The following is a 23,144-nucleotide window of genomic DNA, read 5'->3' as shown; positions in this document are numbered from 1 at the left end:
TCCTTTTTCTCTTTTACTATCAGTACAATAATATGAAAACGACATTACCACCTGCGGCACGTTTGGGCCGGCAGGCGCTTTTATTCCCTCTTTGTCTGGTGCTGTTCGAGTTCGCCACCTATATCGGCAACGATATGATTCAGCCCGGCATGCTGGCCGTCGTGGCGGATTTCAACGCCGGCGAAGAGTGGGTGCCCACCTCGATGACCGCCTATCTGGCCGGCGGCATCTTCCTGCAGTGGCTGCTTGGGCCGCTGTCGGATCGCCGCGGCCGTCGCCCGGTGATGCTGGCCGGGGTAGCGTTCTTTATCGTCTCCTGCCTGGCGATCCTGCTGGTCACCACCATCGAGCAGTTCATCGCCATGCGTTTCCTGCAGGGCATCGGCCTGTGCTTTATCGGCGCGGTCGGCTACGCCACGATTCAGGAGTCGTTCGAAGAGGCGGTGTGCATCAAAATCACCGCCCTGATGGCTAACGTGGCGCTGATCGCCCCGCTGCTGGGGCCGCTGGCCGGTGCGGCGCTGATCCACGTCGCACCGTGGCAAAGCATGTTCGTGCTGTTTGCGGCGCTGGCGGCCATCGCCTTCTACGGCCTGTGGAAAGCCATGCCGGAGACCGCCACGCTGCAGGGCGAGGCGTTCTCCGCCGCCAACCTGTGGCGCGACTACCGCCAGGTGCTGGGCAACCGCCGCTTCCTGTGCGGCGCCCTGGCGATCGGTTTCGCCAGCCTGCCGCTGCTGGCCTGGATCGCCCAGTCGCCGGTGATCCTGATCAGCGGGGAGTCGTTGTCGACGCTGGATTACGGCCTGCTGCAGATCCCGGTGTTCGGCGCGCTGATCCTCGGCAACCTGACGCTGGCGCGCCTGACCGGCAAAAACAGCGTGGAGCGCCTGATCAAGCTGGGCGCTGGCCCGATGCTTCTGGGGCTGCTGATCGCCGCGCTGGCGACTCAATTCTCCAGCCACGCCTACCTGTGGATGACCGCCGGCCTGAGCCTGTACGCCTTCGGCATCGGCCTCGCCAACGCCGGGCTGTACCGCCTGACGCTGTTCTCCAGCAACGTCAGCAAAGGCACCGTGTCCGCCACCATGGGCATGCTGAGCATGATGGTGTTCACCGTCGGCATCGAGCTGGCCAAGGTCGCCTACGTCTGGGGCGGCAGCGGGCTGTTCAACCTGTTCAACCTCATCAGCGGCCTGTGCTGGCTGACGTTGGTGGCGCTGTTCCTCGCCAAACGCCGCAACGGCGATCCCACCCCGCAGCCGAACGGCGCGGCATAAGCGCGACGATAAAACGCCGGTCTGGTTTCCCGACCGGCGTTTTTTATGCGGCTTCAGCCGAGCAGCCCCCCCAGCGCATACCCCGCCCCCACCACCGCTACCGCCAACAACAGCAACGCCGACAGGACGGAGATCGCCCGTCGCGCGCGCTGCAATGCCGTTCCCGACAGCAGGGTGATATAGGCCAGCAAGATGGCGAAGTCCATCAGCACCCACAGCGCGGTCAGCAACGTCAGGCTGCCGCCGACCGAGGGGGTGACGGCGATGAACTGCGGAAAAAAGGCGACGAAGAAAATGATGTCCTTAGGGTTGGCGATGCCCACCAGAAAACCGTTCACGATCGCCGAGCGTTTTTGCGGCGGCGCAACGGGCCGCGCATCGGGGGCCGGCGAGGAGAAATCCTCATACAGCGAGGCGATCGCCATGCGGGCGATAAACAAGCAGCCCAACAGGCTGATCCCCTGCAGCATGCGCCTTTCGACGGCGAACAGCCCGGTGACGATCAGCGCAGCGATGCCGATCAGCAGCAGTGAGGCCCCGTTGCTGCCCAGCGCGGTCCACAGCGCCCGCCGGGCGCCAAAGCGCGTCGCGGTGTTGGCGACCATTACCACCACCGGCCCCGGCGTGGCGATAAGCAGGAAAATAGCGGCGAAATACGCCGCCAGCAACGACAGGTTCATCTTTATTTCACTCACATTCAAACGGTTGGCATCGGATCATTATGATGCCGCCGCCCCCGCCTTGAAAAAGGAGTAATCCTGTCGTTTACTGTGAATCAGACTCATCCTGAGAGACGCCGCGATGGCCAGTTCCCTTCCGCCGCTTTACGCCCTGCGCGCCTTCGAAAGCGCCGCCCGCACCGGCTCGTTCACGCTGGCCGCCGACGCGCTGCATCTCACCCCCAGCGCCGTCAGCAAGCATATCAAAACGCTGGAGCAGCACTTTGGCTGTCGCTTGTTCCAGCGCAATGGCCCGCGCATCGAGGTCACCCCGCAGGGAAAAATCTTCGCCGCCGAGCTGCAGCAGGGGTTTGCGCGCATCGAGCAAGCCTGCGAGCTGTTCAGAAGCCACCGCGATCTGCTGCGGCTGAAGGCGCCCTCTACCCTGACCCTGCGCTGGCTGCTGGACTGCCTGAGCCGGTTCCGGCAAACGGCGCAGGCGTTCGAAGTGCAGGCAGCCAGCGTGTGGATGGACATCGACAACGTGGACTTTTTCAGCGAACCCTACGACTGCGCCATTCTGCTCGGCAACGGCTATTTCGGCGCCAACACCGCCGCCGTAAAACTGTTCGACGAATGGCTGATCCCGATTTGCGCCCCTGCGCTGCTCGCCGACGCGCAGCGCGATCTTGCCGCCTGCCCGCTGCTCCATCCTTCGCCCGATCGGCGCGACTGGCGGCGCTGGCTGCAAAAAAGCGGCATCGCGACCCCGATCGATCTTATGCGCGGCCAGGTATTTGATTCGCTGGAACAGGGCAACGCGGCGGCCATCGCCGGGCACGGCGTCTCGATCGGCGATCTGGCGCTGAGCCTGCGGACGATTGAGGAGGGGTTATTGGCGGTGCCCTGTGACGCCGCCGTGCGCACCGGCGACGGTTACTATCTGGTTTGGCCGGAGGAATCGGCGAAACGGCCGCTGATCGAGCGTTTACAAGCGTTTCTCGCCGCCCAAACGCCCGACGTCAGCCGGGCCGCCGTCAGGTTTATCGGGTAGGGGACTCGCTACCGAACAACCCGCCGTCGCGCAGCAGATGCTCGTTGCCCTTGCGGCGGGTAAAGCCGCTGCGATCGAAGAACTCCAGCACCTGGATCGCCAGCTTGCGGCCGACGCCGAGCCGATCGCGGAAATCGGCGGCGTTGGCGCCCCCGCGCTCCGCATCCAGCTCGCGGATCAGCGCCGCGAACTGATCGATGCGTCGGCTGAGGTAGTAGCGATCCACCACCACCGCCGTCACATGGCCCAGCTGAGCCGCCTTGCGCAGCAGCGCGCGCACCCGGCTTTCCTCTTCGCCCAGCTCGCTCGCCAGATCGCGCACCCACCACGGCTCGTCGCCGAACAGCGGCTCGATGCGCGCCCACAGCGGCGCCTCGTCGGCGCTGAACGCCAGGCCGTGTTCCGGCAGATGCAGCCAGCCGCGCGTATTGCGCAGCGCGCCGGCCTTCAGCAGCCGATCGATCATCATAAACACCAGCGTTTCCGGCTGCTGAGGCAGGGCCATGCGCCGCAGGCGGGCGCGCCCTAAGCCCAGCTGATCGGCGTGCTGTTGGTGATACTCCGCCAGCACCTGCAGCAGGCGGCTTTCCGCCTGTTGCACCTGATCCTGCGCCAGCGCCCGGTCACCGACGATCAGCAGATCGCGGTTCGCCAGCAGTGCCGCCAGGCCGTCGTCGGTCAACTGACGCGCCCAGGCAAACGCCGCCAGCGACAGCGCGCCGTGCGGCAGCTCAAGCGCCAGCGCCTGCGCATCGTCCTGCGCCTGCGCCAGGGCCTGCAGCCAGGCCAGGTAGTCCGGCTGGCGCTTGCCGCGCTTGGGCGCATTCAGCCTGAGTACCCGGGCCGCGCCCAGCGTTTGCCGCGCGCCGATATCGCGCAGCACCAGCCGATCGTTCTCCGCCAGCCACAGCGGACGATCGAGGATCAGTTCCGCCAGCCCGTCGTTCAATAGCGAAATGCGCCCGGTGATGTGGCTGGCGGCATGGTGCAGATGCAGCGGCTGCCAATGGCGGATCGGCCGATCCGTCTCAAGCGCCACCAGAATGCGTTCCGCCGCCTCCGGCGGGCGCTGCGCCAGCAGCCAATCGCCGCGCGCGATCCGGTCTTTATCGACATCGCCGCTGATGTTAAGCGCGATGCGTTGCCCGGCCTGCGCCTGTTCCACGGTCTGATTCTGGGCATGCAGGCCGCGCACCCGCACCGGCGCGTCGGCGCCGGTCAGCCACAGCGTATCCCCCACCTTCACCCGGCCGCCGAGCGCGGTGCCGGTCACCACCAGCCCCGCCCCTTTGACGCTGAACGCACGGTCTACCGCCAGACGAAAACGGCGCGTCAGCGCATGCTCGCCGGGCGACAGCGCCAGCAAATGCGCGCGCAGCGCCTCGATACCCTCGCCCGCCGCCGCCGCGGTGACAAACAGCGGCGCATCGGGCCAGCCCTGGCGCGCCAGCTCGTCGCGCACCTGAACGCGCACCTCATCGATACGCGCCGCCTCCACCCGGTCGGCCTTGGTCAGCGCCACCGTCAGCGCCGCCCGCCCGCTCAGGCGCAGGATCGCCAGATGCTCGCGGGTCTGCGCCATCACACCGTCGTCGCAGGCCACCACCAGCAGCGCATGGTCAATGCCGCCGACGCCCGCCAGCATATTGGCGAGGAATTTTTCGTGGCCGGGCACGTCGATAAAGCCCAGCACCCGGCCGTCCGGCTGCGGCCAGTAGGCGTAGCCCAGATCGATGGTCATGCCGCGGCGCTTTTCTTCCGGCAGGCGATCCGCGTTGATCCCGGAGATCGCCTGCAGCAGAGTGGTTTTGCCATGATCGACATGGCCGGCGGTGGCGATGATCATGATGCGCTCAACGCGTCGATCAGCGCCCCTTCCTGTTCCAGACAGCGCAGATCCAGCCACAACCGGCCGTCGCCAAGGCGGCCGATCACCGGCTGCGGCAGGCGGCGCCAGCGTTCAGCCAGCGCTTCCAGCGTAGCGCCACGGCCGTCGCGCGGCGTGAAGGTCAGCGCATAGCTGGGCAGACGATCCACCGGCAGCGAACCGCTGCCAATCTGCGACCAGCACGGTTCGGCGCGCAGCGCGAAATCGGCGGTGAACCGTGGCGTCAGCGCCGTCAGCAGCCGCTCGGCCGTCTGTTGCATCTCCTGCTGCGGGCGGGTCAGCAGCCGCAGCGTCGGCAGTTGCTCAGCCAGCTTTTCCGGCTGCAGATAAAGCCGCAGCGTGGCCTCCAGGGCCGCCAGCGTCAGCTTGCCGACGCGCAGCGCGCGCTTGAGCGGGTGCTGCTGCAGGCGCGCGATCAGCGCCTTTTTGCCGACGATGATGCCGGCCTGCGGGCCGCCCAGCAGCTTATCGCCGGAGAACGTCACCAGATCGACGCCGGCGGCCAGCAACCGCTGCGGCATCGGTTCGGCGGGCAGGCCGTACTGCGCCATATCGATCAGCGAGCCGCTGCCCAGATCGGTGGCGGTCGGCACGCCCTGTTCGGCCCCGAGCAGCGCCAGTTCGGCCTCATCGACCGCCGCGGTAAAGCCCTGAATGCTGTAGTTGCTGGTGTGCACTTTCATCAACAGGCCGGTCTGCTCGTTGATGGCCTGGCGGTAATCCTTCAGATGGGTGCGGTTGGTGGTGCCGACCTCAACCAATTGACAGCCGGCCTGGCGCATCACGTCGGGAATGCGGAACGCGCCGCCGATCTCCACCAGCTCGCCGCGCGATACCACCACCTCTTTGCCGGGGGCGATCGCCGCCAGCATCAGCAGCACCGCCGCCGCGTTGTTATTGACGATGCAAGCGTCTTCCGCGCCGGTCAGCCGGCACAGCAGACTCGCCACCGCCCGATCGCGATGGCCGCGCCCGGCGCCGTCCAGATCGTACTCCAGCGTCACCGCCTCCCCCATCACCGCGCTCACCGCATCCTGCACCGGCTGCGCCAGCAGGGCGCGCCCGAGGTTGGTGTGCAGCACAGTGCCGCTGAGGTTGAACACCGGCAATAACGCCGGGCGCTGCTGCCGGGCCAGCTCGGCCCGCAGCGCCTGCGGCCAGTCGCCGCACCAGGCCGGTAAACGTTGCTGCTGTTTTATCGCGTCGCGCGCCTCGGCCTGCAGCTGGCGCAGCAGTTCGCCGATCAGCGTCTGGCCATGCTGCGCCACCAGCGGTTCAATCGCGGGTTCTCGCAGCAGGCGGTCGATGGCGGGCAGTTGGCTGTAAAGAAGGTGGGATTCAGTGCTCATGGTCGCTCGGTTTTCAGTTTAGACGTATCGGCATAGCAAAACCCCGCCGCGGCGGGGAGAAAAGAACGTTCAGGGCGGCGCCGTGCGGGCGAAACTTTCGCGGGCGAACAGGCGTTCGGCCAGCTTGACCAGCGCCGGACGTTGGACGCACCAGTTGGGCAGGATGCGGCGGAAATTCAGGTAGCCCAGCGCGCAGCCGGTGGCGATATCCGCCAGCGTCAGCCGCTCGGCATTGAGCCACGTTTTTTCCTGCGCCAGCGCCTCCAGCGCATCCAGACCGTGCGTCAGCTTGTCACGTTGGCGCAGCATCCAGTTTTCGTCCTGCTTTTCCGGCGCACGCCGGCTTTCGCGGTACAGCGTCGCCGCCGCCTCAGTCACGCCGTCCGCCAGCGCCGCCACCTGGCGGACGCGCAGCGCCACGGCGCGATCGGCCGGCAAAAACGCCGGCTCCACCGTCAGCAGTTCGAGGTATTCGGCCACGATCGGCGAGTCGTAAAACACCTCGCCGTCATCGGCGATCAGCACCGGCACTTTGCCGAGCGGGTTCTGCTCCTTCACCCGGCTGCCGGGCTCATACGGCGGATCGTTGACGAATTCAAACGCGATCCCCTTCTCCAGCAGCATCACGGAAATCTTGCGCACAAAGGGGCTGGTGTAACTGCCGATAAGCTTCATCCGGTCTCCTCCGCTTCGTCCTGGCCGCGGCGCAATGCCCTTACTTCACCGCCAGAGTATCGATAATCCGCTGCACCAGCGCCTGATGCACTTCCGGCGTTTTGGCCGGCGACAGCATTTGCAGCGTTACCACCCGTTTGTTGAACACCGTCAACACCAGGGTGGACACCACCTTTTGGCCGTTGACGGTCTGCTCGGTATCCACCCGGCGAAACTTCTGTTTGCCGACGGTGAAGTTCTCTTCTTTGGTGGTCTGGATATTCTGATAGCGCTCGGCCAGCACCGTGATGGCGCTCTGCGTCAGCTCTTTCAGCATTTTGTCGCTGGTATTGATCTTCATGCCGTCCGGCGGGATCACTTCGGACGAAACCGCGCTCTGGCGCGACTTGCCGTCAAGAAAGCGCTGGATGGTGGAGGTGCTGTCATTGACGATGCCGCTGTTCAGCGTTTGATCGCTAAAGCCCGGCGGCAACTCGAAGGTGATCTTGCCCTTCTGCAGCGACACGTTCAGCCCCGGCGGCGCGGGTGGGGCCTCTACCGGCGCAGGCGGCGGCGGTGGCGCGGGCTGCGTCACGGTCGGCTTGGTGTCCGGTGGCGGCACCGCCGGTTTGGTGTCGTCCTTGTTGTCGCAGGCCGCCAGTCCGATCGCCAACACGGCGACCGCGGTCAGTTTTGCCAGGGTGTTTAACATCGTGGTTCCTTTCGCTTGGCGCGTCATGGCCTAAACGTAGCAACTCGCCCGGGCGAATGCCAGAAGCCCGTTCTGAAATTGCTTGTCCGGCCCCGTGCGAACGGGGCCGGGCGGTTACTCCGCCGGGAACAGGAACGGATTGATGCTGCTGCGGCCGAAGCCTTCCTCTTCCATGCGGGCGTCCAGCACCAGCGAAGCCAGATCGTCGGCCACCGCTTCGACCTGCGGGTCTTTTTCCTGATAGAGGATCTTCAGGTAAGTGCCGCAGTCGCCGCAGCTTTCCGCCTTCACCGCCGCCTGCTCGCTGTCCAGCGACCAGTAGTTGAGATCGCGGGTCTGCTCGCAGTTGCTGCACTTCACCCGCACCACGTGCCATTCGCTTTCGCACAGGTTGCAGTGCAGGTAGCGCAGGCCGTTAACGGTGCCGATATGCACCATGCTGGAAACCGGGATGCTGCCGCACACCGGGCAGAACTGGCGCTGCTCGCCGTATTCGGCGCGCGCCTTGCCGGGGATCAGGCTGGCCATCTGCGCCCAATAGAGCGACAGTGCGGCCCAGAGGAACGGCGCCTTCTCGCTGCCCACCTTGCCGAACTCGCGGTTGAGCAAGGCGTCGGCCATCAGCTCCAGCTCGTGCGCCGAGGCCTTCTCCAGGTTGTCCAGCACCACCAGAATGTGCTCCGGCGCCTGCGGACGCAGCTCGGCGATCAGCGACGTCAGCAGCTTGCGCCAGTGCTCGCTGCGCGGGAACACGCTCAGATCGAGCGGCGGTTTGCCGCTGGCGGCGCCCTGCACCAACGCTTCACTCAGATCGAGCTGCAGCGGGTTATCGTGCAACGCATGCTGCTGCGCCTGCGCCAGCTCGGCGGCAAAGTTCAGGTAGTCACCCAGCGGGTTGTCGACCGCCAGCTGACGCAGACGATCGGCGCGGCGGCTGTACAGGCTTTTCAGGTTGGCGAAAAGTAACGGCGGGATGTTCTCCGCCGTTGTGGACTTCTCACGCTGTGCCCCTAACTGCTCTTTAGGAACGATGCGGATACTCATCAGGGTTTATCTTCCTGTCGTTTCTCGCGGACCTCACGGTACCAGCGCGGATGATGTTTCTTGGCCCAGGCCGCCGGCACCCAGCCTTCCACCATCGCGGTAATGGTGCCTTTTACCCACAATGCGGCGTAAATGTGCACCATAATCACGATGATAAGGCCGACCGCGGCCAGCGAATGCACCAGCAGCGCGATGCGGATCAGCGGGATGGAGAACGACGGCGCAAAATACGGCCGCCAGATCACCACGCCGCTGGCCAGCAGCAGCACCAGGCTGATAATCGCCGCCCAGAACACGCACTTCTGGCCGAAATTATAGCGCCCGGTGTCACCCACTTCCTCGTTCATGGCGATTTTGTGGATGTTCTTGGCCCAGACGATATCTTCCCGGTTGATCAGGTTATGCTTCCAGTAGCGCAGGAACATCAGCAGGAACGCGGCGAACATGATGACCCCGACAAACGGGTGCAGAATGCGCGCCAGCTGCGGCGTCCCGAAGATGTTCATCAGCCAGTTGAAGGAGGGGAAGAAGAACCCCAGCCCGCTGATGGCGGCGAACACGAAGCAGAACGCCACTATCCAGTGGTTGATGCGCTCCGGCGCGCTGTAACGCTGAATGGGCTTTTCCTTTCTCATTTGCGCGTCTCCTCGTCATGCGACTCGTCGTGCTCGTCCTCATCCTCGACGCGGTTAGGCCCGACGCCGACATAGTGGAACACGCTGGCCGCGAAGGTGGCGGCAAAGCCGATGGCCGCCAGGGGTTTCCACACGCCCTTCCAGAAGGTCACCGCCGGGCTGATGCTCGGGTTGTCCGGCAAACCGTGGTACAGCTGCGGTTTGTCGGCGTGGTGCAACACGTACATCACGTGCGTGCCGCCCACCCCTGCCGGATCGTACAGACCGGCGTTCTGGTAGCCGCGGGTGTTCAGCTCGCTAACGCGATCCGCCGCCACCTGCTTCATCGCTTCCTTGGTGCCGAAGTGAATGGCGCCGGTCGGGCAGGTTTTCACGCAGGCCGGTTCCTGGCCGACGTCCACGCGGTCGACGCACAGGGTGCACTTGTACACCCGGTTGTCGTCCTTGTTCATGCGCGGCACGTCGAACGGGCAGCCGGCGATGCAGTAGCCGCAGCCGATGCAGTGCTCGGACTGGAAGTCGACGATGCCGTTGGCGTACTGAATGATCGCGCCTTCCGACGGGCAGGCCTTGAGGCAGCCCGGATCGGCGCAGTGCATGCAGCCATCCTTGCGGATCAGCCATTCCAGCTTGCCGTTTTCCTCCACCTCGGAGAAGCGCATCACCGTCCACGACTTGGCGGTCAGATCGGCGGGGTTATCGTACACCCCGACGTTGTGCCCCACTTCGTCGCGGATGTCGTTCCATTCGGAACAGGCCACCTGACAGGCCTTGCAGCCGATACAGGTGGTGACATCGATCAGTTTGGCCACTTCTTCCTGGTGGTCACGGGCGCGCGGCGCCGGCGTGAAGCCATTGGTGGCGGATTTACGAATGATGTCTTGAGATTGCATGGCCATAATTCGTCTCCGTTACACCTTTTCCACGTTGACCAGGAACGCCTTGAACTCCGGCGTTTGCGTATTGGCGTCGCCGACGAACGGCGTCAGCGTGTTGGCGATAAAGCCTTTCTTCGCCACCCCTTCGTAACCCCAGTGAATCGGGATGCCGATGGTGTCGACTTCCTGGCCGTGCACCTGCAGCGTGCGAATACGCTTGGTCACCACCGCCTTGGCCTTGATGTAGCCACGGTTGGAACTGACCTTCACGGTATCGCCCTGCTTGATGCCCTTCTTCTCCGCCAGCTTTTCGCCGATCTCCACAAACTGCTCCGGCTGCGCGATGGCGTTCAGCCGCGCGTGCTTGGTCCAGTAGTGGAAGTGCTCGGTCAGACGATAGGTGGTGCCAACGTACGGGAACTTGTCGGATTTGCCCATCGCCGCCAGATCGTCCTTGAACACGCGCGCCGCCGGGTTGGACACCACGTTCGGGTGCAGCGGGTTAGTGCCGAGCGGCGTTTCGAACGGCTCATAGTGTTCAGGGAACGGCCCTTCCGCCATCTTGTCGGTGGCGAACAGGCGGCCCATGCCTTCCGGCTGCATGATGAACGGCCCGACGTCGCTGCCCGGCGCGGCGGTGCTGTAGTCCGGGATATCGGCCCCGACCCACTTGGCGCCGTCCCACTCCAGCAGCTGGCGTTTCGGATCCCACGGTTTACCCTGCGGATCCGCCGAGGCGCGGTTGTACAGAATGCGACGGTTGAGCGGCCATGCCCAGGCCCAGCCCAGCGTGTTGCCGAGGCCGGACGGATCGGCGTTGTCGCGCCGCGCCATCTGGTTGCCGGCCGGCGTCCAGCTGCCGGCGAAGATCCAGCAACCGCTGGCGGTGGTGCCGTCGTCGCGCAGCTGCGCGAACGAGCTGAGCAGCTCGCCTTTTTTCACCACCACTTTGCCATCGGCATCCAGCAGATCCGCCAGCGCCTTGCCGTTGTTCTCCTGCGCCACCTCTTCCGGGGCCGGGTTGTCCGGCGTCAGGTAGTCCCAGCGCATGTTCAGCACCTGTTCCGGCACCGCGCCGCCGTCGCGCGCATACATCTCGCGCAGGCGGCTGAAGATGCCCGCCAGGATCTCGCCGTCGTTCAGCGCTTCACCCGGGGCGTCCGCGCCTTTCCAGTGCCACTGCAGCCAGCGGCCGGAGTTGACGATCGAGCCGTTCTCTTCGGCGAAGCAGGTGGACGGCAGGCGGAACACTTCGGTCTGGATCTGCGAGGAATCCACCTCGTTGAACTCGCCGTGGTTCTGCCAGAAGTTGGAGGTCTCGGTGTTCAACGGATCGATGGTCACCAGGAACTTCAGCTTGGACAGCGAAGCCACCACCTTGTTTTTGTTCGGGAACGACGCCACCGGGTTAAAGCCTTGGCAGAAGTAGCCGTTGACCTTGCCCTGCGACATCATCTCGAAGTACTGCAGCACGTCGTAGCCCTTGTCCCACTTCGGCAGCCAGTCAAAGCCCCAGCTGTTGTCCTTCTGCGCCTTGTCGCCGTAGAAGGTCTTCATCATGCTGACGAAGAATTTCGGGTAGTTGCCCCAGTAGTTCACCTGGCCCGGCAGCAGCGCCTTCGGCGTGTTGGCCTTCAGGTAGGTCTCGAGATCGGTCTGTTTCTCCGACGGCAGCGTCAGGTAGCCCGGCAGGCTCTGCGACAGCAGGCCGAGATCGGTCAGCCCCTGGATGTTGGAGTGGCCGCGCAGCGCGTTGACGCCGCCGCCCGCCATGCCCATGTTGCCGAGCAGCAGCTGGATCATCGCCATGGTGCGGATGTTCTGCGCGCCGACCGAGTGCTGAGTCCAGCCCAGGGCGTACAGGAACGAAGCGGTCTTATCCGCGACGCAGGTTTCGGCGATGTATTCGCACACCTTGAGGAAATCGTCCTTCGGCGTGCCGCAGATGTTGGTCACCACGTCAGGCGTGTAGCGGCTCACGTGCTGCTTCAGCAGGTTCCACACGCAGCGTGGATCCTGCAACGTGACGTCGCGCTTGGCGAAGCCGTTCTCGTCGAACTGGTAGTTCCAGGTGGTTTTGTCGTACTTGCGGTTTTCCGCGTCGTAGCCGCTGAACAAGCCGTCTTCGAAGGCAAAGTCTTCCCGCACCAGCAGGCTGGCGTTGGTGTAGGCCTCGACGTACTCGCGGTTAAACTTGTTGTTGGTCATCAGATACAGCAACACGCCCGACAGGAAAGCAATGTCGGTCCCGGAGCGGATCGGCGTGTAGAAGTCCGCCACCGATGCGGTTCGGGTAAAGCGCGGATCGATCACGATCAGCTTGGCATTGTTGTGTATTTTGGCTTCCATCGCCCAGCGGAACCCCACCGGATGCGCTTCCGCCGCATTACCGCCCATGACGATAATCAAATTCGCGTTCTTGATATCAACCCAGTGGTTGGTCATCGCACCGCGACCAAATGTTGGAGCAAGACTTGCTACCGTTGGTCCGTGTCAGACACGCGCCTGGTTGTCTACGGCAAGCATGCCGAGAGCGCGACTAAATTTTTGCGACAGAAAACCGGTTTCGTTGCTGGCGGCCGAGGCGCACAGCATGCCGGTGGTCAGCCAACGGTTGACGGTAACGCCCTGGTCGTTGGTTTTGATGAAGTTGGCGTCACGGTCTTCTTTCACCAGCTTGGCGATGCGGGTAAAGGCGTCGTCCCAGCTGATGCGCTGCCATTTGTCCGACCCCGGCGCCCGGTATTCCGGGTACTTGAGGCGGCTTTCGCTGTGGATAAAGTCAACCAGGCCGGCGCCTTTCGGGCAAAGCGCGCCGCGGTTTACCGGGTGATCCGGATCCCCTTCGATATGGAAAATGCTTTCTTTGGCGTTTTTGGCGCCATCACCAAGGCTGTACATCAACAGCCCACAGCCGACGGAACAATACGTACAGGTATTACGGGTCTCGCGGGCGCGCAGCAGTTTGTACTGCCGGGTTTCCGCCAACGCCACTTCGGGGGCAAAGCCCAGCGCGGCCACCGTCGTTCCTGCCATACCGCCAGCGCAGATCTTAAAGAACTGCCTTCTGCTGACCTGCATGGGGGTCTCCTTTACTCTCGATTGTCACATTGTTCAAATGGCGCTCCTCGCCAAAACGGCGGAGCGCTAATGTCACTATTGTTATGCTGATACGCGACGCGGCGATATTACCACAGCGTGCTTGTGGTTGTTACACACTCGTGCTCATTCAGTGAACGCATTGGCACATTTCGATACATTTCGGCGTCGCAGCAGTCTCGGCGCTCTCTACAGTATAGAGAGTAACCAACGCATCGGCGCCAAGGCATGAAGAGGCGCTCAAGGCCTCTTTTCTATCAGTATGTTAACGCAGCGATTTGTTCATTAACCACACAGTCAGCAGGGCATTGATAATCATTTTCAATATCATTTAATTAACTATAATGATCCGACTGCTTACGCGGTGCTCGCCCTTTGCGCCGCCCATACACCACTGGAGATGATGATTATGAGTTATTCACTGCCATCCCTGCCGTACGCTTACGACGCACTGGAACCGCATTTCGACAAGCAGACGATGGAAATCCATCACACCAAACACCATCAGACCTACGTCAACAACGCCAACACCGTGCTGGAAGCCTACCCTGAGCTGGCCAAATACAGCGTTGAAGAGCTGATCCAGGATCTGGATAAAGTGCCTGCCGACAAACGCACCTTCATGCGCAACAACGCCGGCGGCCACGCCAACCACAGCTTCTTCTGGAAAAACCTGAAAACCGGCACCACGCTGGGCGGCGATCTGAAAGCGGCCATCGAGCGCGATTTCGGCAGCGTTGAGAAATTCCAGGAAGAGTTCGAGAAAGCCGCAGCCACCCGCTTCGGTTCCGGTTGGGCCTGGCTGGTGCTGAAAGACGGCAAACTGGCCGTGGTGTCTACCGCTAACCAGGACAGCCCGCTGATGGGCGAAGCCGTCGCCGGCGCTTCCGGTTTCCCAATCATCGGTCTGGACGTGTGGGAACACGCTTACTACCTGAAATATCAGAACAAACGCCCTGACTACATCAAGGCGTTCTGGAACGTGGTCAACTGGGACGAAGCGGCCGCACGCTTCGCCGCGAAGAAGTAATTCGCCCCCGTTGATGAAGATGCCCGCCGCAGGCGGGTATTTTTTTGCCTGAAATCCGCTAAAGTTTGACCACTTCTTGCCGATGGTTTGTTCAATTGACGTTCGCCCGGAGAAGGAAAAACGCTATGGCGGCATTGCAAGCATTGGCAGGAAAGTTCACCCATCTCACCGTAGGTAAAAAGCTCGGCTTCGGTTTCGCGCTGTTGCTGCTGTTGGCGGTCGTCATCGCCGGCACCGGGGCGCAATACCTGCACATCATCGAATCCCGCGCCGATCGCATCGACTTCAGCAACCGGCTGAACGAGGAGATCAACCAGGCCAAATACAACCGCGCCATGTACGGCCAGACCTACCAGCCGGAGTATCTGCAGAACAACCGCGCCAATATCGATAACGCCGTCAAACTGATAGACCAGGGCCAGACGTTGGACTGGGACGCCCAAAGCCGCAAGGATCTGCAGCGTCTGGTGACGCTGATTGGGGAATATCAGCAACAGCAAAAAATCTTTGAGCAGGCGGTCTCGGCGAAAGACGCGGTGCGCCAGAGCTGGAACATGTCGGAAGTGCAGGCCAGCCTGAGCCAAGTGGAGCGCCAGCTCACCAACGGCGATCTGCAGTTGGCCTTCATCCAGCTGAACCAGAAGCTGACCCAGGTGCGCTACGGCGCGCGCGGTCTGCTGCTGAGCCTGAACAAGGAAACCGAAGCGCCGCTGATGGCGGCCATCGACGACGCGCGCGACGCGGCCAACGCCTTGAGCCGCCGGGTCAGCGACGCGCAGCGCCCGCAGCTGCAACCGCTGCTGGCTGCCCTGGACGATTACAAAAACCGTATCGCGGCCTACCTGCCGGCCTATGAGCACGAGCAGCAGATCAGCCGACAGCTCGGTGAACGCGCGCATGAGATCGGCACGCTGGTGAACGCCTTTATGCAGGACGAATTGGCGCAGACGCGCAGCAACATCAACCTGGCGCAGCTGCAGATGGGCATCACCACCCTGATCGCGATTATCGCCGGAGTGCTTATCGCCTGGCGCATCACGCTGCAGATCACCCGTCCGCTGCAAAGTACGCTGGCGATGGCGGAACGCATCGCCAGCGGCGATCTGCGCCAGGCGCAGACCAGCACCCGCCGCGATGAGTTGGGGCAGTTGCTGAACGCGGTGGCGGCGATGAGCCAAAATCTGCGCACCATGATTGAGAAGATCCAGATGGGGGTCAGCCAGGTCTCCACCGCCTCGGCGGAAATCGCCGCCGGCAACACCGATCTCTCTTCCCGCACCGAGCAGCAGGCGGCGGCGGTCGAGGAAACCGCCGCCAGCATGGAACAGCTGACCGCCACGGTGAAACAAAACGCCGACAATGCTCATCACGCCAACCAGCTGGCCACCGACGCCTCGCAGACCGCGCAACAGGGCGGCAAGCTAGTGGAGAACGTGGTCAGCACCATGCGCGATATTTCCAGCAGTTCACAGCGTATCGCAGAAATTACCACCCTGATCAACGGTATTGCCTTCCAGACCAACATCCTGGCGCTCAACGCCGCGGTGGAAGCGGCGCGCGCCGGCGAACAGGGACGCGGCTTCTCGGTGGTCGCCAGCGAAGTGCGCAGCCTGGCGAGCCGCAGCGCCCAGGCGGCGAAGGAGATCGAAGGGCTGATCGCCGAATCGGTCAGCCGGGTGAAAACCGGCACCGAACTGGTGGAAAGCACCGGCAATACCATGGAGCAGATCGTCCGCTCGGTTACCCACGTGCGCGACATCATGGCCGAGATCGCCGCCGCCTCCGATGAACAGACGCGCGGCATCGCCCAGATTGGCCAGGCGATCGTCGAAATGGACCATACCACTCAGCAGAACGCCGCGCTGGTGGAAGAGTCCGCCGCCGCCGCCGATTCACTGGAAGAGCAGGCCGACATGCTGTTGCAGAGCGTTTCGGTGTTCCGTTTGGCGGAGCAGACCGAACCCGCCGCCGTGAAAGCCGCTGCGCAGAAAGCGCCAGCCGTAAAACCCGCGGCCGCCAACGCCGCAGCGGAAGAGAACTGGACCACCTTCTGACGCCCTCAGGCGAGGAATATCCGTTCCTCGCCCTATCTTTGTGGCAACAGGTGGGTCGCGACTCCCCAATTCAACAAATTAAAACCAGAGGCGGTCACATCAAGCATTGCGTAGCCGCAATTGCGATGACCGTATCTGCGGAGGTCCTCCTGCGGGTAGGCCCCTTTAAGCCACCAAATCAGTGCCTGCAGAGCATGGCCGTGCGTAACAACACCAAGCGTTTGATTTTGTCCATCGACAGCCAGATCGGACAGACAAGCCATTAGGCGCCAGGCAACCTCATAAGCATTCTCCCCTCCCGGAGCCGACGCCTCTGCCTTACCGGCAAAGAGGCACTGCGTCGCTTCTGGATAATCGCGCATGGCCTGCGCATAAGATAATCCTTCCAGTCGGCCAAAATCTTGCTCCTGCAAACGCTCATCCATTTGCACAGTGCAGCCACATCTCTCAGCCAACGTCTCCGCTGTCGTAAAAGCCCGACCAGCCGGTGAACTGATCAACAAAGTGACCGATAACATTTGCAAGCGAGCGCCAAGCCCAGCGATTTGACGTCGCCCCTCTTCTGTCAGCGGACTGTCACTTCGCCCCTGAATAATCCCCGAGCGGTTCCATTCTGACTCCGCATGCCTCAATACAATGAAACGCATGGTTTTTTCTCGACGATAAAAGCCTAAATATAGACAGGAAAAACACATCCTTCCGTACAGGTAAATGCCGGGTAGTGTACGAGAACAACTCAGGCTATGCTGAGCCCTCGACGCGAGACACGGAGGCGCACATGCATCACCCAGACGTTTACATCGGCAGCATCCAACCCTATGAAGGCGGGCGCCCCAGCGCCATCGCCAAACGCCAGGTGGATGGCGCCATCCGGCTCACGCCGCTCGGCCTGGAAGGCGACGAACAGGCCGAAAAAAGCTACCACGGCGGGCCGGACCGCGCGCTGTGCCACTACCCGCGCGAGCATTATGCCCACTGGCGCGAGCAGTTTCCGGCGCAGGCCGAGCAATTTTGCGCCCCGGCCTTCGGCGAGAATATCTCCACCGAAGGGCTGACCGAACACAATGTGTTTATGGGCGACATATTCCGCTGGGGCGAGGCGCTTATCCAGGTCACCCAGCCGCGCTCGCCGTGCTTCAAGCTCAATTATCACTTCGCCATCGAGGACATTTCGGTGCTGATGCAGCAAAGCGGCCGCTGCGGCTGGCTGTATCGGGTGGTGTCGCCGGGCGCGGTCAGCGGCGATCGTCCGCTGGCGCTGGCGGCGCGCAACAGCGATGTGTCGGTGGCCGAAGCCATCGCCATCGCCTGGCACATGCCGTTCGATGCGGAACAGTATCGCCGCCTGTTGGCGGTGGCCGGCCTCTCCGCCAGCTGGAGCAAGACCATGCTCACTCGGCTCGCCGAAGGGCGCCTTGAGGATTTCAACCGCCGCCTGCTCGGCCATTGAAAGCGCGGGCGGAAAAATGAAAAACGTGCGCCGAATGCCGCGTTAACCCTTTTCTTCCGCCTATACTGTAGCCGCACGTTTTTTCAGCCAGGAGCCAGGTATATGACCACCCCGACCCATTCGATTCATCACGCCGCCGCCGAGGGCTATCAGGCCAATGCCGATCGCTATGTGAAAGGCCGGCCGGATTACCCGCCGGAAATCGCCGCCTGGCTGCGTGACGTCATCGGCCTGCACGCCGGCATGACGGTCATCGATCTCGGCGCCGGCACCGGCAAGTTCACCCCGCGCCTGCTGGAAACCGGCGCGCAGGTGATCGCCGTCGAACCGGTGCCGCAAATGCTGGAAAAACTGTCGGCGGCGCTGCCGCAGGTGAAAACGCTGGCGGGCACCGCCGACGCGATCCCGCTACCGGACGAGTCGATGGATGCCGTGGTGTGCGCCCAGTCCTTCCACTGGTTCGCCACGCCGCAGGCGCTGGCGGAAATCCAGCGCATTCTCAAGCCCGGCGGCAAACTCGGCCTGGTGTGGAACATGCGCGATGCGCGCGTCGGTTGGGTGCGTAAACTGAATCAGATCGTCGATAGCCACGAAGGCGATGCGCCGCGTTTCTATACCGGCGAATGGCGCAAACTCTTCCCGTTCAAAGGCTTTGAACCGCTGCAGGAGCAGGTGTTTATGCTCGGCCACCGCGGCGCGGTGGAGGACGTGATCTACAACCGCGTGCGTTCAACCAGCTTTATCGCCGCGCTGCCGCAGCCGCAACAGGAGCAGGTTATCGATCGGTTGCGCCAACTGGTGGCGGAAGAAGAGGAACTGCGGGGCAAGGACACGGTCACCGTGCCCTATCAGACCAAGGCGTATTTCACCACCAAGGTCTGACGCCCGGGGATTCAGAACGCTTTCTTGGCGTAGCCGGTGACCGCTTTCAGGCCCATCTCGCGGCCCAGCGCGGTCATCGGGTGCACGACGATCAGCCCGCGCGCGCTTTTCTTCAGCGCGCCCATATCGGCCTGCTCTTTCTTGGTGATCTCGCGGCTGAACGGCAGCTGGCTCAGCTTCTGCGCTTCGGCGCTCAGCTTCTCGCCGCGCACGTTTTTCAGGCGCTCGATCTCCGTCGCCAGTTTCTCTTTCTCTTTGGTGTGCTGCGCGATCAACTCAGGGTTGCCCTGTTGGATCACGGTGGCGTCTTTGTGGTTCAAGGCGTCCAGCAGGTCGCTCAGGCGCTTGATCTCTGCCTTTTCTTTCTCTTTCATGGTCTCTGCCCCGTTGTGCCCAAAATGGCACGCTAATCAATGATACCGGCATTGTAGCAAAAGGCGCGCGCCGTTACCCGCCCTGCGCAATGCCGGGCGGCAGGCCGCTCATCTCGCAGGCCCTGGCGCCGAGCCGAGCCAGCGCCTGGGTGTAGCGCGCGTTGAACGGGTAGCAGCAGGAGAGCCGCAGCGCGTTGCGGTAGCGCCCGCTCGGGGAATACAGGGTGCCCGGCGTCAAACAGATCTGCTCCTCCAGCAGCTGATGGAACAGCGCCACGCTGTCCACGCCGGGAGGGAATTCGACCCAGAACACGAAGCCGCCCGCCGGCTGCGTGGCCAGCGTGCCGCGCGGGAAATGCCGGGCGATCAGCGCCCTCGCCTCGTCGACCTGCGCCGCATAGCGCTTGCGCAGGTTGCGCAAATGGTGATCGTAGCCGCCGCTCTCCAGGAAGGTCGCCAGCGTTTCCGACAGCAGCTGCGACTCGGACATCGACGACACCGCCTTCAGCTTGCGCAACGCCTCGTGAAAACGGCCGCCGCAGATCCAGCCGACGCGAAAATCCGGCGCCAGCGTTTTGGTAAAGCTGGAGCAAAACAGCACCCAGCCGTCGCGATCGAACGCCTTCACCGCCGGCGACAGCGCGCCGCCGAACTGGATCTCGGCATACAACCCATCTTCAATCAACGGCACCTGATGATCGTTCATCAGCCGCGCCAGCCGCTTTTTCGCCGCCAGCGGCATGGTGCAACCCAGCGGGTTTTGCACCGTCGGCATGGCGATCACCGCATTCAGCCGCTTCTCGTTCAGCAGCAGCTCCAGCGCGTCCAGCGACAGCCCCAGCTGGGGATCGGTAGGGATTTCCAGCGCTTTCAGCCCCAGGCTGGCCAGCAGCGGCAGCAGATAAAAGTAGGTCGGTGACTCCAGCCCGACGCAGTCGCCCGGTTTGGTGGTGACGCGCAGCGCCAGCTGCAGCGCCTCCATGCAGCCGTGGGTCAACACCACGTCGCCCGGCTCCAACAGCATGCCGAGCGTCATTGAGCGGCGGGCGATCTGCTGACGCAGCCGCAGGCTGCCGGGCGGCAACGGATATTGTCCGATCAGACCCGGCTGGCGGCGCAGTTGGGAAGACAGCATGCGCCCCAGTTTGCCGCCGGGGTAGAAATCGCTGGTCTGCGGGCAGGCCAGCGCAATGTTGGTGAAGGCCGGGTTCTGCTGGGCGGCGAACACCGTATCGATCAACGCCAGCACGTCGTCCGCCGGCGGCTCGATGCGGCCGCTGGGCGCCGAGGCCATCTTCAGCGCCGGCAGCGTGCTGCGGACATAAAACCCCGACTGCGGCCGCGCTTCGATCAGCCCGCGATCCTCCAGCGTGCGGTAAGCCGACACCACGGTATTGATGCTGACCCGATGGGTTTGCGCACAGCGCCGCACCGAAGGCAAGCGGTCGCCGGGCTGCAGCGTGCCGCGGCGAATGGCTTCGGCCAGCGTATCCGCCAGCTGCAGGTAACGGGTATCCGGGGTTTCATCGAGCAAGGTCACAGTTTCTCTCCAGGTAATGGGTACAGTTTACATTTCATACAACTGTAACCATGACAATATCCGATTTGTGATTCTGTCACCATCCCATCGCAGCGATTATGCTGATCCTCTCGTTATTACCGTCATTTTCACGTTCAAGGAACCTGCCATGCTGGACTCCGCCTTTGTCAGCTACGTCACCGTCATGTCGATCACCCCCGGCCCCAACAACCTGCTGCTGGCCTCGTCGGGCGTTAACTTCGGCCTGCGCCGCACCCTGCCGATGCTGTTCGGCATCTGCGTCGGTTGTGCGGTACAGCTGGCGATCATTATCCCGCTGCTGGCGCTGGCGCTGAGCTGGGCCGGCGTCATCCGCCTGCCGCTGGCGGCGATCGGCTGCGCCTATCTGCTGTGGCTGTCATGGAAGCTGTTTCAGGCGGCCTCGCCGGACGCCAAAGAACAGGCGCAGCCGATGAGCCTGCTCAGCGGCGCGCTGTTTCAGGCGGTCAACCCCAAGGCCTGGCTGATGGTGATCAACGTGGCGATCCTGTTCACCCCGCGTGAAGGCGCCACTTTCGTCCATACGCTGTCTATCATCGCCGGTTTCGCGCTGCTGAACTTGCCGTGCGTGCTGCTGTGGGCGGTGTTGGGCGACCGGTTGCGCAACGCGCTGCGGGTCACCTGGAAACTGCGCGCCTTCAACGGCGTGATGTCCGGGCTGATGGCCGCCACCGCGCTGTGGTTGCTGTTCGACGAATGGCGCGCGGCCTTCGCTTAGCCGCGGCCGAGAGGAGAGAGTCGGGAAGGTTGTTTGGCGCCGATGCCGGCGATCAGGTCGGTAATGGACAGCACCATGGTGGAGCGCACCATCTGCTGATAGCGCTGGCGCTGCATGGCGATCAGCGCTTCATCCGCCTCGCCCGGCTGCAGGAAGGTCGGCACCGGCGGCAGCGCGGCCACGCAGTGCAGCTCGCCGAACGGCCCGAGGATTTCGTCGTCGACGAAGCGGTATTCCGAACCGTCGTGGTTCAGCTCTTCGCGCATCGCCATCAGCAGTTCGGCGTCTTCATATTCGTGGCGGGAGATCACCCCCAGCCCGTACATCAGCTTCAGGCGTACCGACAGCTCCCCCAGCGGGCCGCTGCCGGACAATAGCGGTTCGACGGCATATTTCACCGCATAGTCGTCCTTGCGGAATACCTGCACCACCAGCACGTTGAGCGCTTCCGCCAGCAGCTCTACCGCCGCGATCAGGAAGCTGCGCACCGTTTTGCCCGCGTTCAGCTTTTCCAGAACCTGGTTTTCAAATGCCTGTGCTTCTTCCATCGTCGCTTTTCGAAAGGCGTGGGGAGGGCCGTCGATGCCGAACTCGGGTTCCAGGAGCGCAGCAAGCTGCGCTCGGGTGTTCATCATCACGATTCTACTTGTGCATGGCGTTATACACAGCAACGGCCTCTTCTACAACCTCGCTTTCCGCCGGCAGGCCGGAAATTTGCGCCAGCGCGGCTTTCGGCCCGAGCGTGTTCAGCAGTTCCGCCAGTTCCTGCGCCTGCGGATCCTGTTCGCTGCGGTAGCTCATGGCGGCGGCGATGCCCTGGATCAGGTTGGCATGCGGCAGGCCGTATTCCAGCGTGCCCAGCAGCGGTTTGATCAGGCGATCGCCGGCGCTCAGTTTGCGCAGCGGCTGGCGCCCTACGCGCTCGACGTCGTCGTGCAGATACGGATTTTCAAAGCGGCCGAGGATTTTGTTGATGTAGGCGGCGTGCTTGTCGGCGTCGAAGCCGTAGCGCTTGATCAGCACCGCGCCGCTCTCTTCCATCGCCCCTTTCACCACGCGGCGGATCGCCGGGTCGAGAATGGCGTCGCGAATGGTTTGCAGCCCGGCCTGTTGGCCGAGGTAGGCGGTGATGGCGTGGCCGGTGTTGAGGGTGAACAGCTTGCGCTCGACGAACGCCATCAGGTTGTCGGTCAGCTCCATGCCGGCGATCGCCGGAGGCTGGCCTTTGAACTGGGTCTGATCGACGATCCATTCGCTGAAGGTTTCCACCGTCACTTCCAACGGATCGCTACTGTCCGCCGGCGGCACGATGCGATCGACCGCCGAATCGACGAAGCCGACGTGCTGCTCAACCCATGCCTGCTCATCCTGCGGCAGCGCGGCGAACACGTGCTGTTTCAGCTGGCTGGTGCCGCGCACCATGTTCTCGCAGGCGATGATGTTCAGCGGTTGCACACTGCCCTGCTGATGGCGCAGCACCAGCCCTTTGGCGATCGTGCCGGCGATTTTGGCGAGAATTTGCGGGCCAACGGCGGTGGTCACCAGATCCGCTTCGGCGATCAGCGCCGCCGCGGCCTCGCTGCCGCTGTTGACGGCGCTGACGTTGTTGACGCTCTCCACGCGTTCTTGCTCGCCCACCACGTGCACCGCGTAGCTTTTACGGCTGTTCAGCAGATCCAGCACCGTTTGATTGACGTCGGCGAAGGTCAGTTCAACCCCGGCGTCCGCCAGCAGCTTGCCGATAAAACCGCGGCCGATATTCCCTGCGCCAAAATGTAATGCTTTCATAACTCTACCTTCTTAAT

Annotated in this window: 21 protein-coding genes; 7 read left to right on the top strand and 14 right to left on the bottom strand. The window is 63.1% G+C overall.

Going from position 1 to position 23,144, the window contains the following annotated elements; all coding sequences use genetic code 11:
- Nucleotides 1-32 precede the first annotated feature (32 nt).
- Entirely contained in the window at nucleotides 33-1,280 is a 1,248-nt protein-coding gene (locus tag CPH57_RS21205) for an MFS transporter (RefSeq protein WP_033633516.1), read from the top strand.
- A 53-nt stretch (nucleotides 1,281-1,333) separates the two neighbouring features.
- Here CPH57_RS21205 and CPH57_RS21200 read toward each other — a convergent pair whose 3' ends face one another.
- Complete coding sequence (locus CPH57_RS21200; protein WP_033645107.1) at nucleotides 1,334-1,960, bottom strand: LysE family translocator; 627 nt, start codon at nucleotides 1,958-1,960, stop codon at nucleotides 1,334-1,336.
- 121 nt (nucleotides 1,961-2,081) lie between these two features.
- Between CPH57_RS21200 and CPH57_RS21195 the strand changes: the two genes are divergently transcribed.
- Complete coding sequence (locus tag CPH57_RS21195; RefSeq protein WP_033645108.1) at nucleotides 2,082-2,993, top strand: LysR family transcriptional regulator; 912 nt, start codon at nucleotides 2,082-2,084, stop codon at nucleotides 2,991-2,993.
- Here the strand turns inward: CPH57_RS21195 and selB are convergent.
- From selB to fdnG, 8 genes are all read right to left on the bottom strand, one after another.
- The gene (gene selB, locus CPH57_RS21190; RefSeq protein WP_096242703.1) at nucleotides 2,983-4,839 is read right to left on the bottom strand and encodes a selenocysteine-specific translation elongation factor; all 1,857 of its coding nucleotides are present in this window, start codon (nucleotides 4,837-4,839) and stop codon (nucleotides 2,983-2,985) included. The two genes, CPH57_RS21195 and selB, sit on opposite strands and share 11 nt — an antisense overlap.
- Nucleotides 4,836-6,230, bottom strand: a complete 1,395-nt coding sequence (gene selA, locus CPH57_RS21185) for an L-seryl-tRNA(Sec) selenium transferase (protein ID WP_096242702.1) — start codon at nucleotides 6,228-6,230, stop codon at nucleotides 4,836-4,838. The genes selB and selA overlap by 4 nt, the downstream gene beginning before the upstream one ends.
- A 69-nt stretch (nucleotides 6,231-6,299) precedes the next feature.
- Complete coding sequence (locus CPH57_RS21180; protein WP_033645111.1) at nucleotides 6,300-6,905, bottom strand: glutathione S-transferase; 606 nt, start codon at nucleotides 6,903-6,905, stop codon at nucleotides 6,300-6,302.
- 40 nt (nucleotides 6,906-6,945) lie between these two features.
- Nucleotides 6,946-7,596: a DcrB-related protein gene (locus CPH57_RS21175; protein ID WP_033645112.1), complete on the bottom strand. Its 651-nt coding sequence runs from the start codon at nucleotides 7,594-7,596 to the stop codon at nucleotides 6,946-6,948.
- A gap of 114 nt (nucleotides 7,597-7,710) precedes the next feature.
- Nucleotides 7,711-8,640: a formate dehydrogenase accessory protein FdhE gene (fdhE, locus tag CPH57_RS21170; protein ID WP_033645113.1), complete on the bottom strand. Its 930-nt coding sequence runs from the start codon at nucleotides 8,638-8,640 to the stop codon at nucleotides 7,711-7,713.
- Complete coding sequence (fdoI, locus tag CPH57_RS21165) at nucleotides 8,640-9,275, bottom strand: formate dehydrogenase cytochrome b556 subunit (RefSeq protein WP_004934017.1); 636 nt, start codon at nucleotides 9,273-9,275, stop codon at nucleotides 8,640-8,642. The genes fdhE and fdoI overlap by 1 nt, the downstream gene beginning before the upstream one ends.
- Nucleotides 9,272-10,174 carry a formate dehydrogenase subunit beta gene (gene fdxH / locus CPH57_RS21160; RefSeq protein ID WP_004934014.1) on the bottom strand — a complete coding sequence of 301 codons (903 nt, stop codon included), beginning with the start codon at nucleotides 10,172-10,174 and terminating at the stop codon, nucleotides 9,272-9,274. Before fdxH ends, fdoI begins: the two co-directional genes overlap by 4 nt.
- 12 nt (nucleotides 10,175-10,186) lie before the next feature.
- Nucleotides 10,187-13,234 carry a formate dehydrogenase-N subunit alpha gene (fdnG, locus tag CPH57_RS21155; protein ID WP_103101707.1) on the bottom strand — a complete coding sequence of 1,016 codons (3,048 nt, stop codon included), beginning with the start codon at nucleotides 13,232-13,234 and terminating at the stop codon, nucleotides 10,187-10,189.
- 427 nt (nucleotides 13,235-13,661) lie between these two features.
- Here fdnG and sodA point away from each other — a divergent pair, with 427 nt between their 5' ends.
- Both sodA and CPH57_RS21140 read left to right on the top strand, forming a co-directional pair.
- Complete coding sequence (sodA, locus tag CPH57_RS21145) at nucleotides 13,662-14,282, top strand: superoxide dismutase [Mn] (protein ID WP_004934003.1); 621 nt, start codon at nucleotides 13,662-13,664, stop codon at nucleotides 14,280-14,282.
- Nucleotides 14,283-14,407: 125 nt separating this feature from the next.
- On the top strand, nucleotides 14,408-16,336 hold the full coding sequence (locus tag CPH57_RS21140; RefSeq protein WP_033645116.1) for a methyl-accepting chemotaxis protein: 1,929 nt from the start codon (nucleotides 14,408-14,410) through the stop codon (nucleotides 16,334-16,336).
- A gap of 32 nt (nucleotides 16,337-16,368) precedes the next feature.
- Here CPH57_RS21140 and CPH57_RS21135 read toward each other — a convergent pair whose 3' ends face one another.
- Entirely contained in the window at nucleotides 16,369-16,983 is a 615-nt protein-coding gene (locus CPH57_RS21135; RefSeq protein ID WP_046688002.1) for a histidine phosphatase family protein, read from the bottom strand.
- Between the two features lie 131 nt (nucleotides 16,984-17,114).
- On the opposite strand from CPH57_RS21135, the gene yiiM reads away from it, so the two are divergent.
- Nucleotides 17,115-17,786 (top strand): 6-hydroxyaminopurine reductase, encoded by a 672-nt coding sequence (gene yiiM, locus CPH57_RS21130; protein WP_033645117.1) that lies wholly within the window; start codon nucleotides 17,115-17,117, stop codon nucleotides 17,784-17,786.
- Nucleotides 17,787-17,888: 102 nt separating this feature from the next.
- Nucleotides 17,889-18,668 carry a class I SAM-dependent methyltransferase gene (locus tag CPH57_RS21125; RefSeq protein ID WP_033645118.1) on the top strand — a complete coding sequence of 260 codons (780 nt, stop codon included), beginning with the start codon at nucleotides 17,889-17,891 and terminating at the stop codon, nucleotides 18,666-18,668.
- An 11-nt stretch (nucleotides 18,669-18,679) separates the two neighbouring features.
- Here the strand turns inward: CPH57_RS21125 and CPH57_RS21120 are convergent, their stop codons facing one another.
- Nucleotides 18,680-19,042, bottom strand: a complete 363-nt coding sequence (locus tag CPH57_RS21120) for a YibL family ribosome-associated protein (protein ID WP_021504152.1) — start codon at nucleotides 19,040-19,042, stop codon at nucleotides 18,680-18,682.
- A 73-nt stretch (nucleotides 19,043-19,115) separates the two neighbouring features.
- Nucleotides 19,116-20,582 carry a PLP-dependent aminotransferase family protein gene (locus CPH57_RS21115; RefSeq protein ID WP_033645119.1) on the bottom strand — a complete coding sequence of 489 codons (1,467 nt, stop codon included), beginning with the start codon at nucleotides 20,580-20,582 and terminating at the stop codon, nucleotides 19,116-19,118.
- A gap of 148 nt (nucleotides 20,583-20,730) precedes the next feature.
- Here CPH57_RS21115 and CPH57_RS21110 point away from each other — a divergent pair, with 148 nt between their 5' ends.
- Complete coding sequence (locus CPH57_RS21110; RefSeq protein WP_096242701.1) at nucleotides 20,731-21,339, top strand: LysE family translocator; 609 nt, start codon at nucleotides 20,731-20,733, stop codon at nucleotides 21,337-21,339.
- On the opposite strand, the gene CPH57_RS21105 is transcribed toward CPH57_RS21110, so the two are convergent.
- A complete protein-coding gene (locus tag CPH57_RS21105) occupies nucleotides 21,336-21,887 on the bottom strand; it encodes an MltR family transcriptional regulator (protein ID WP_016929575.1) in 552 nt (183 codons plus the stop codon). The two genes, CPH57_RS21110 and CPH57_RS21105, sit on opposite strands and share 4 nt — an antisense overlap.
- A gap of 94 nt (nucleotides 21,888-21,981) precedes the next feature.
- Complete coding sequence (locus tag CPH57_RS21100; RefSeq protein WP_096242700.1) at nucleotides 21,982-23,127, bottom strand: mannitol-1-phosphate 5-dehydrogenase; 1,146 nt, start codon at nucleotides 23,125-23,127, stop codon at nucleotides 21,982-21,984.
- Nucleotides 23,128-23,144 lie beyond the last annotated feature (17 nt).

This window comes from Serratia sp. JKS000199, from assembly GCF_900215455.1.
Classification (GTDB): domain Bacteria; phylum Pseudomonadota; class Gammaproteobacteria; order Enterobacterales; family Enterobacteriaceae; genus Serratia; species Serratia ureilytica.
Note: the sequence above shows the minus strand (reverse complement) of the source record. Positions and strands in the feature narration are given on the sequence as shown.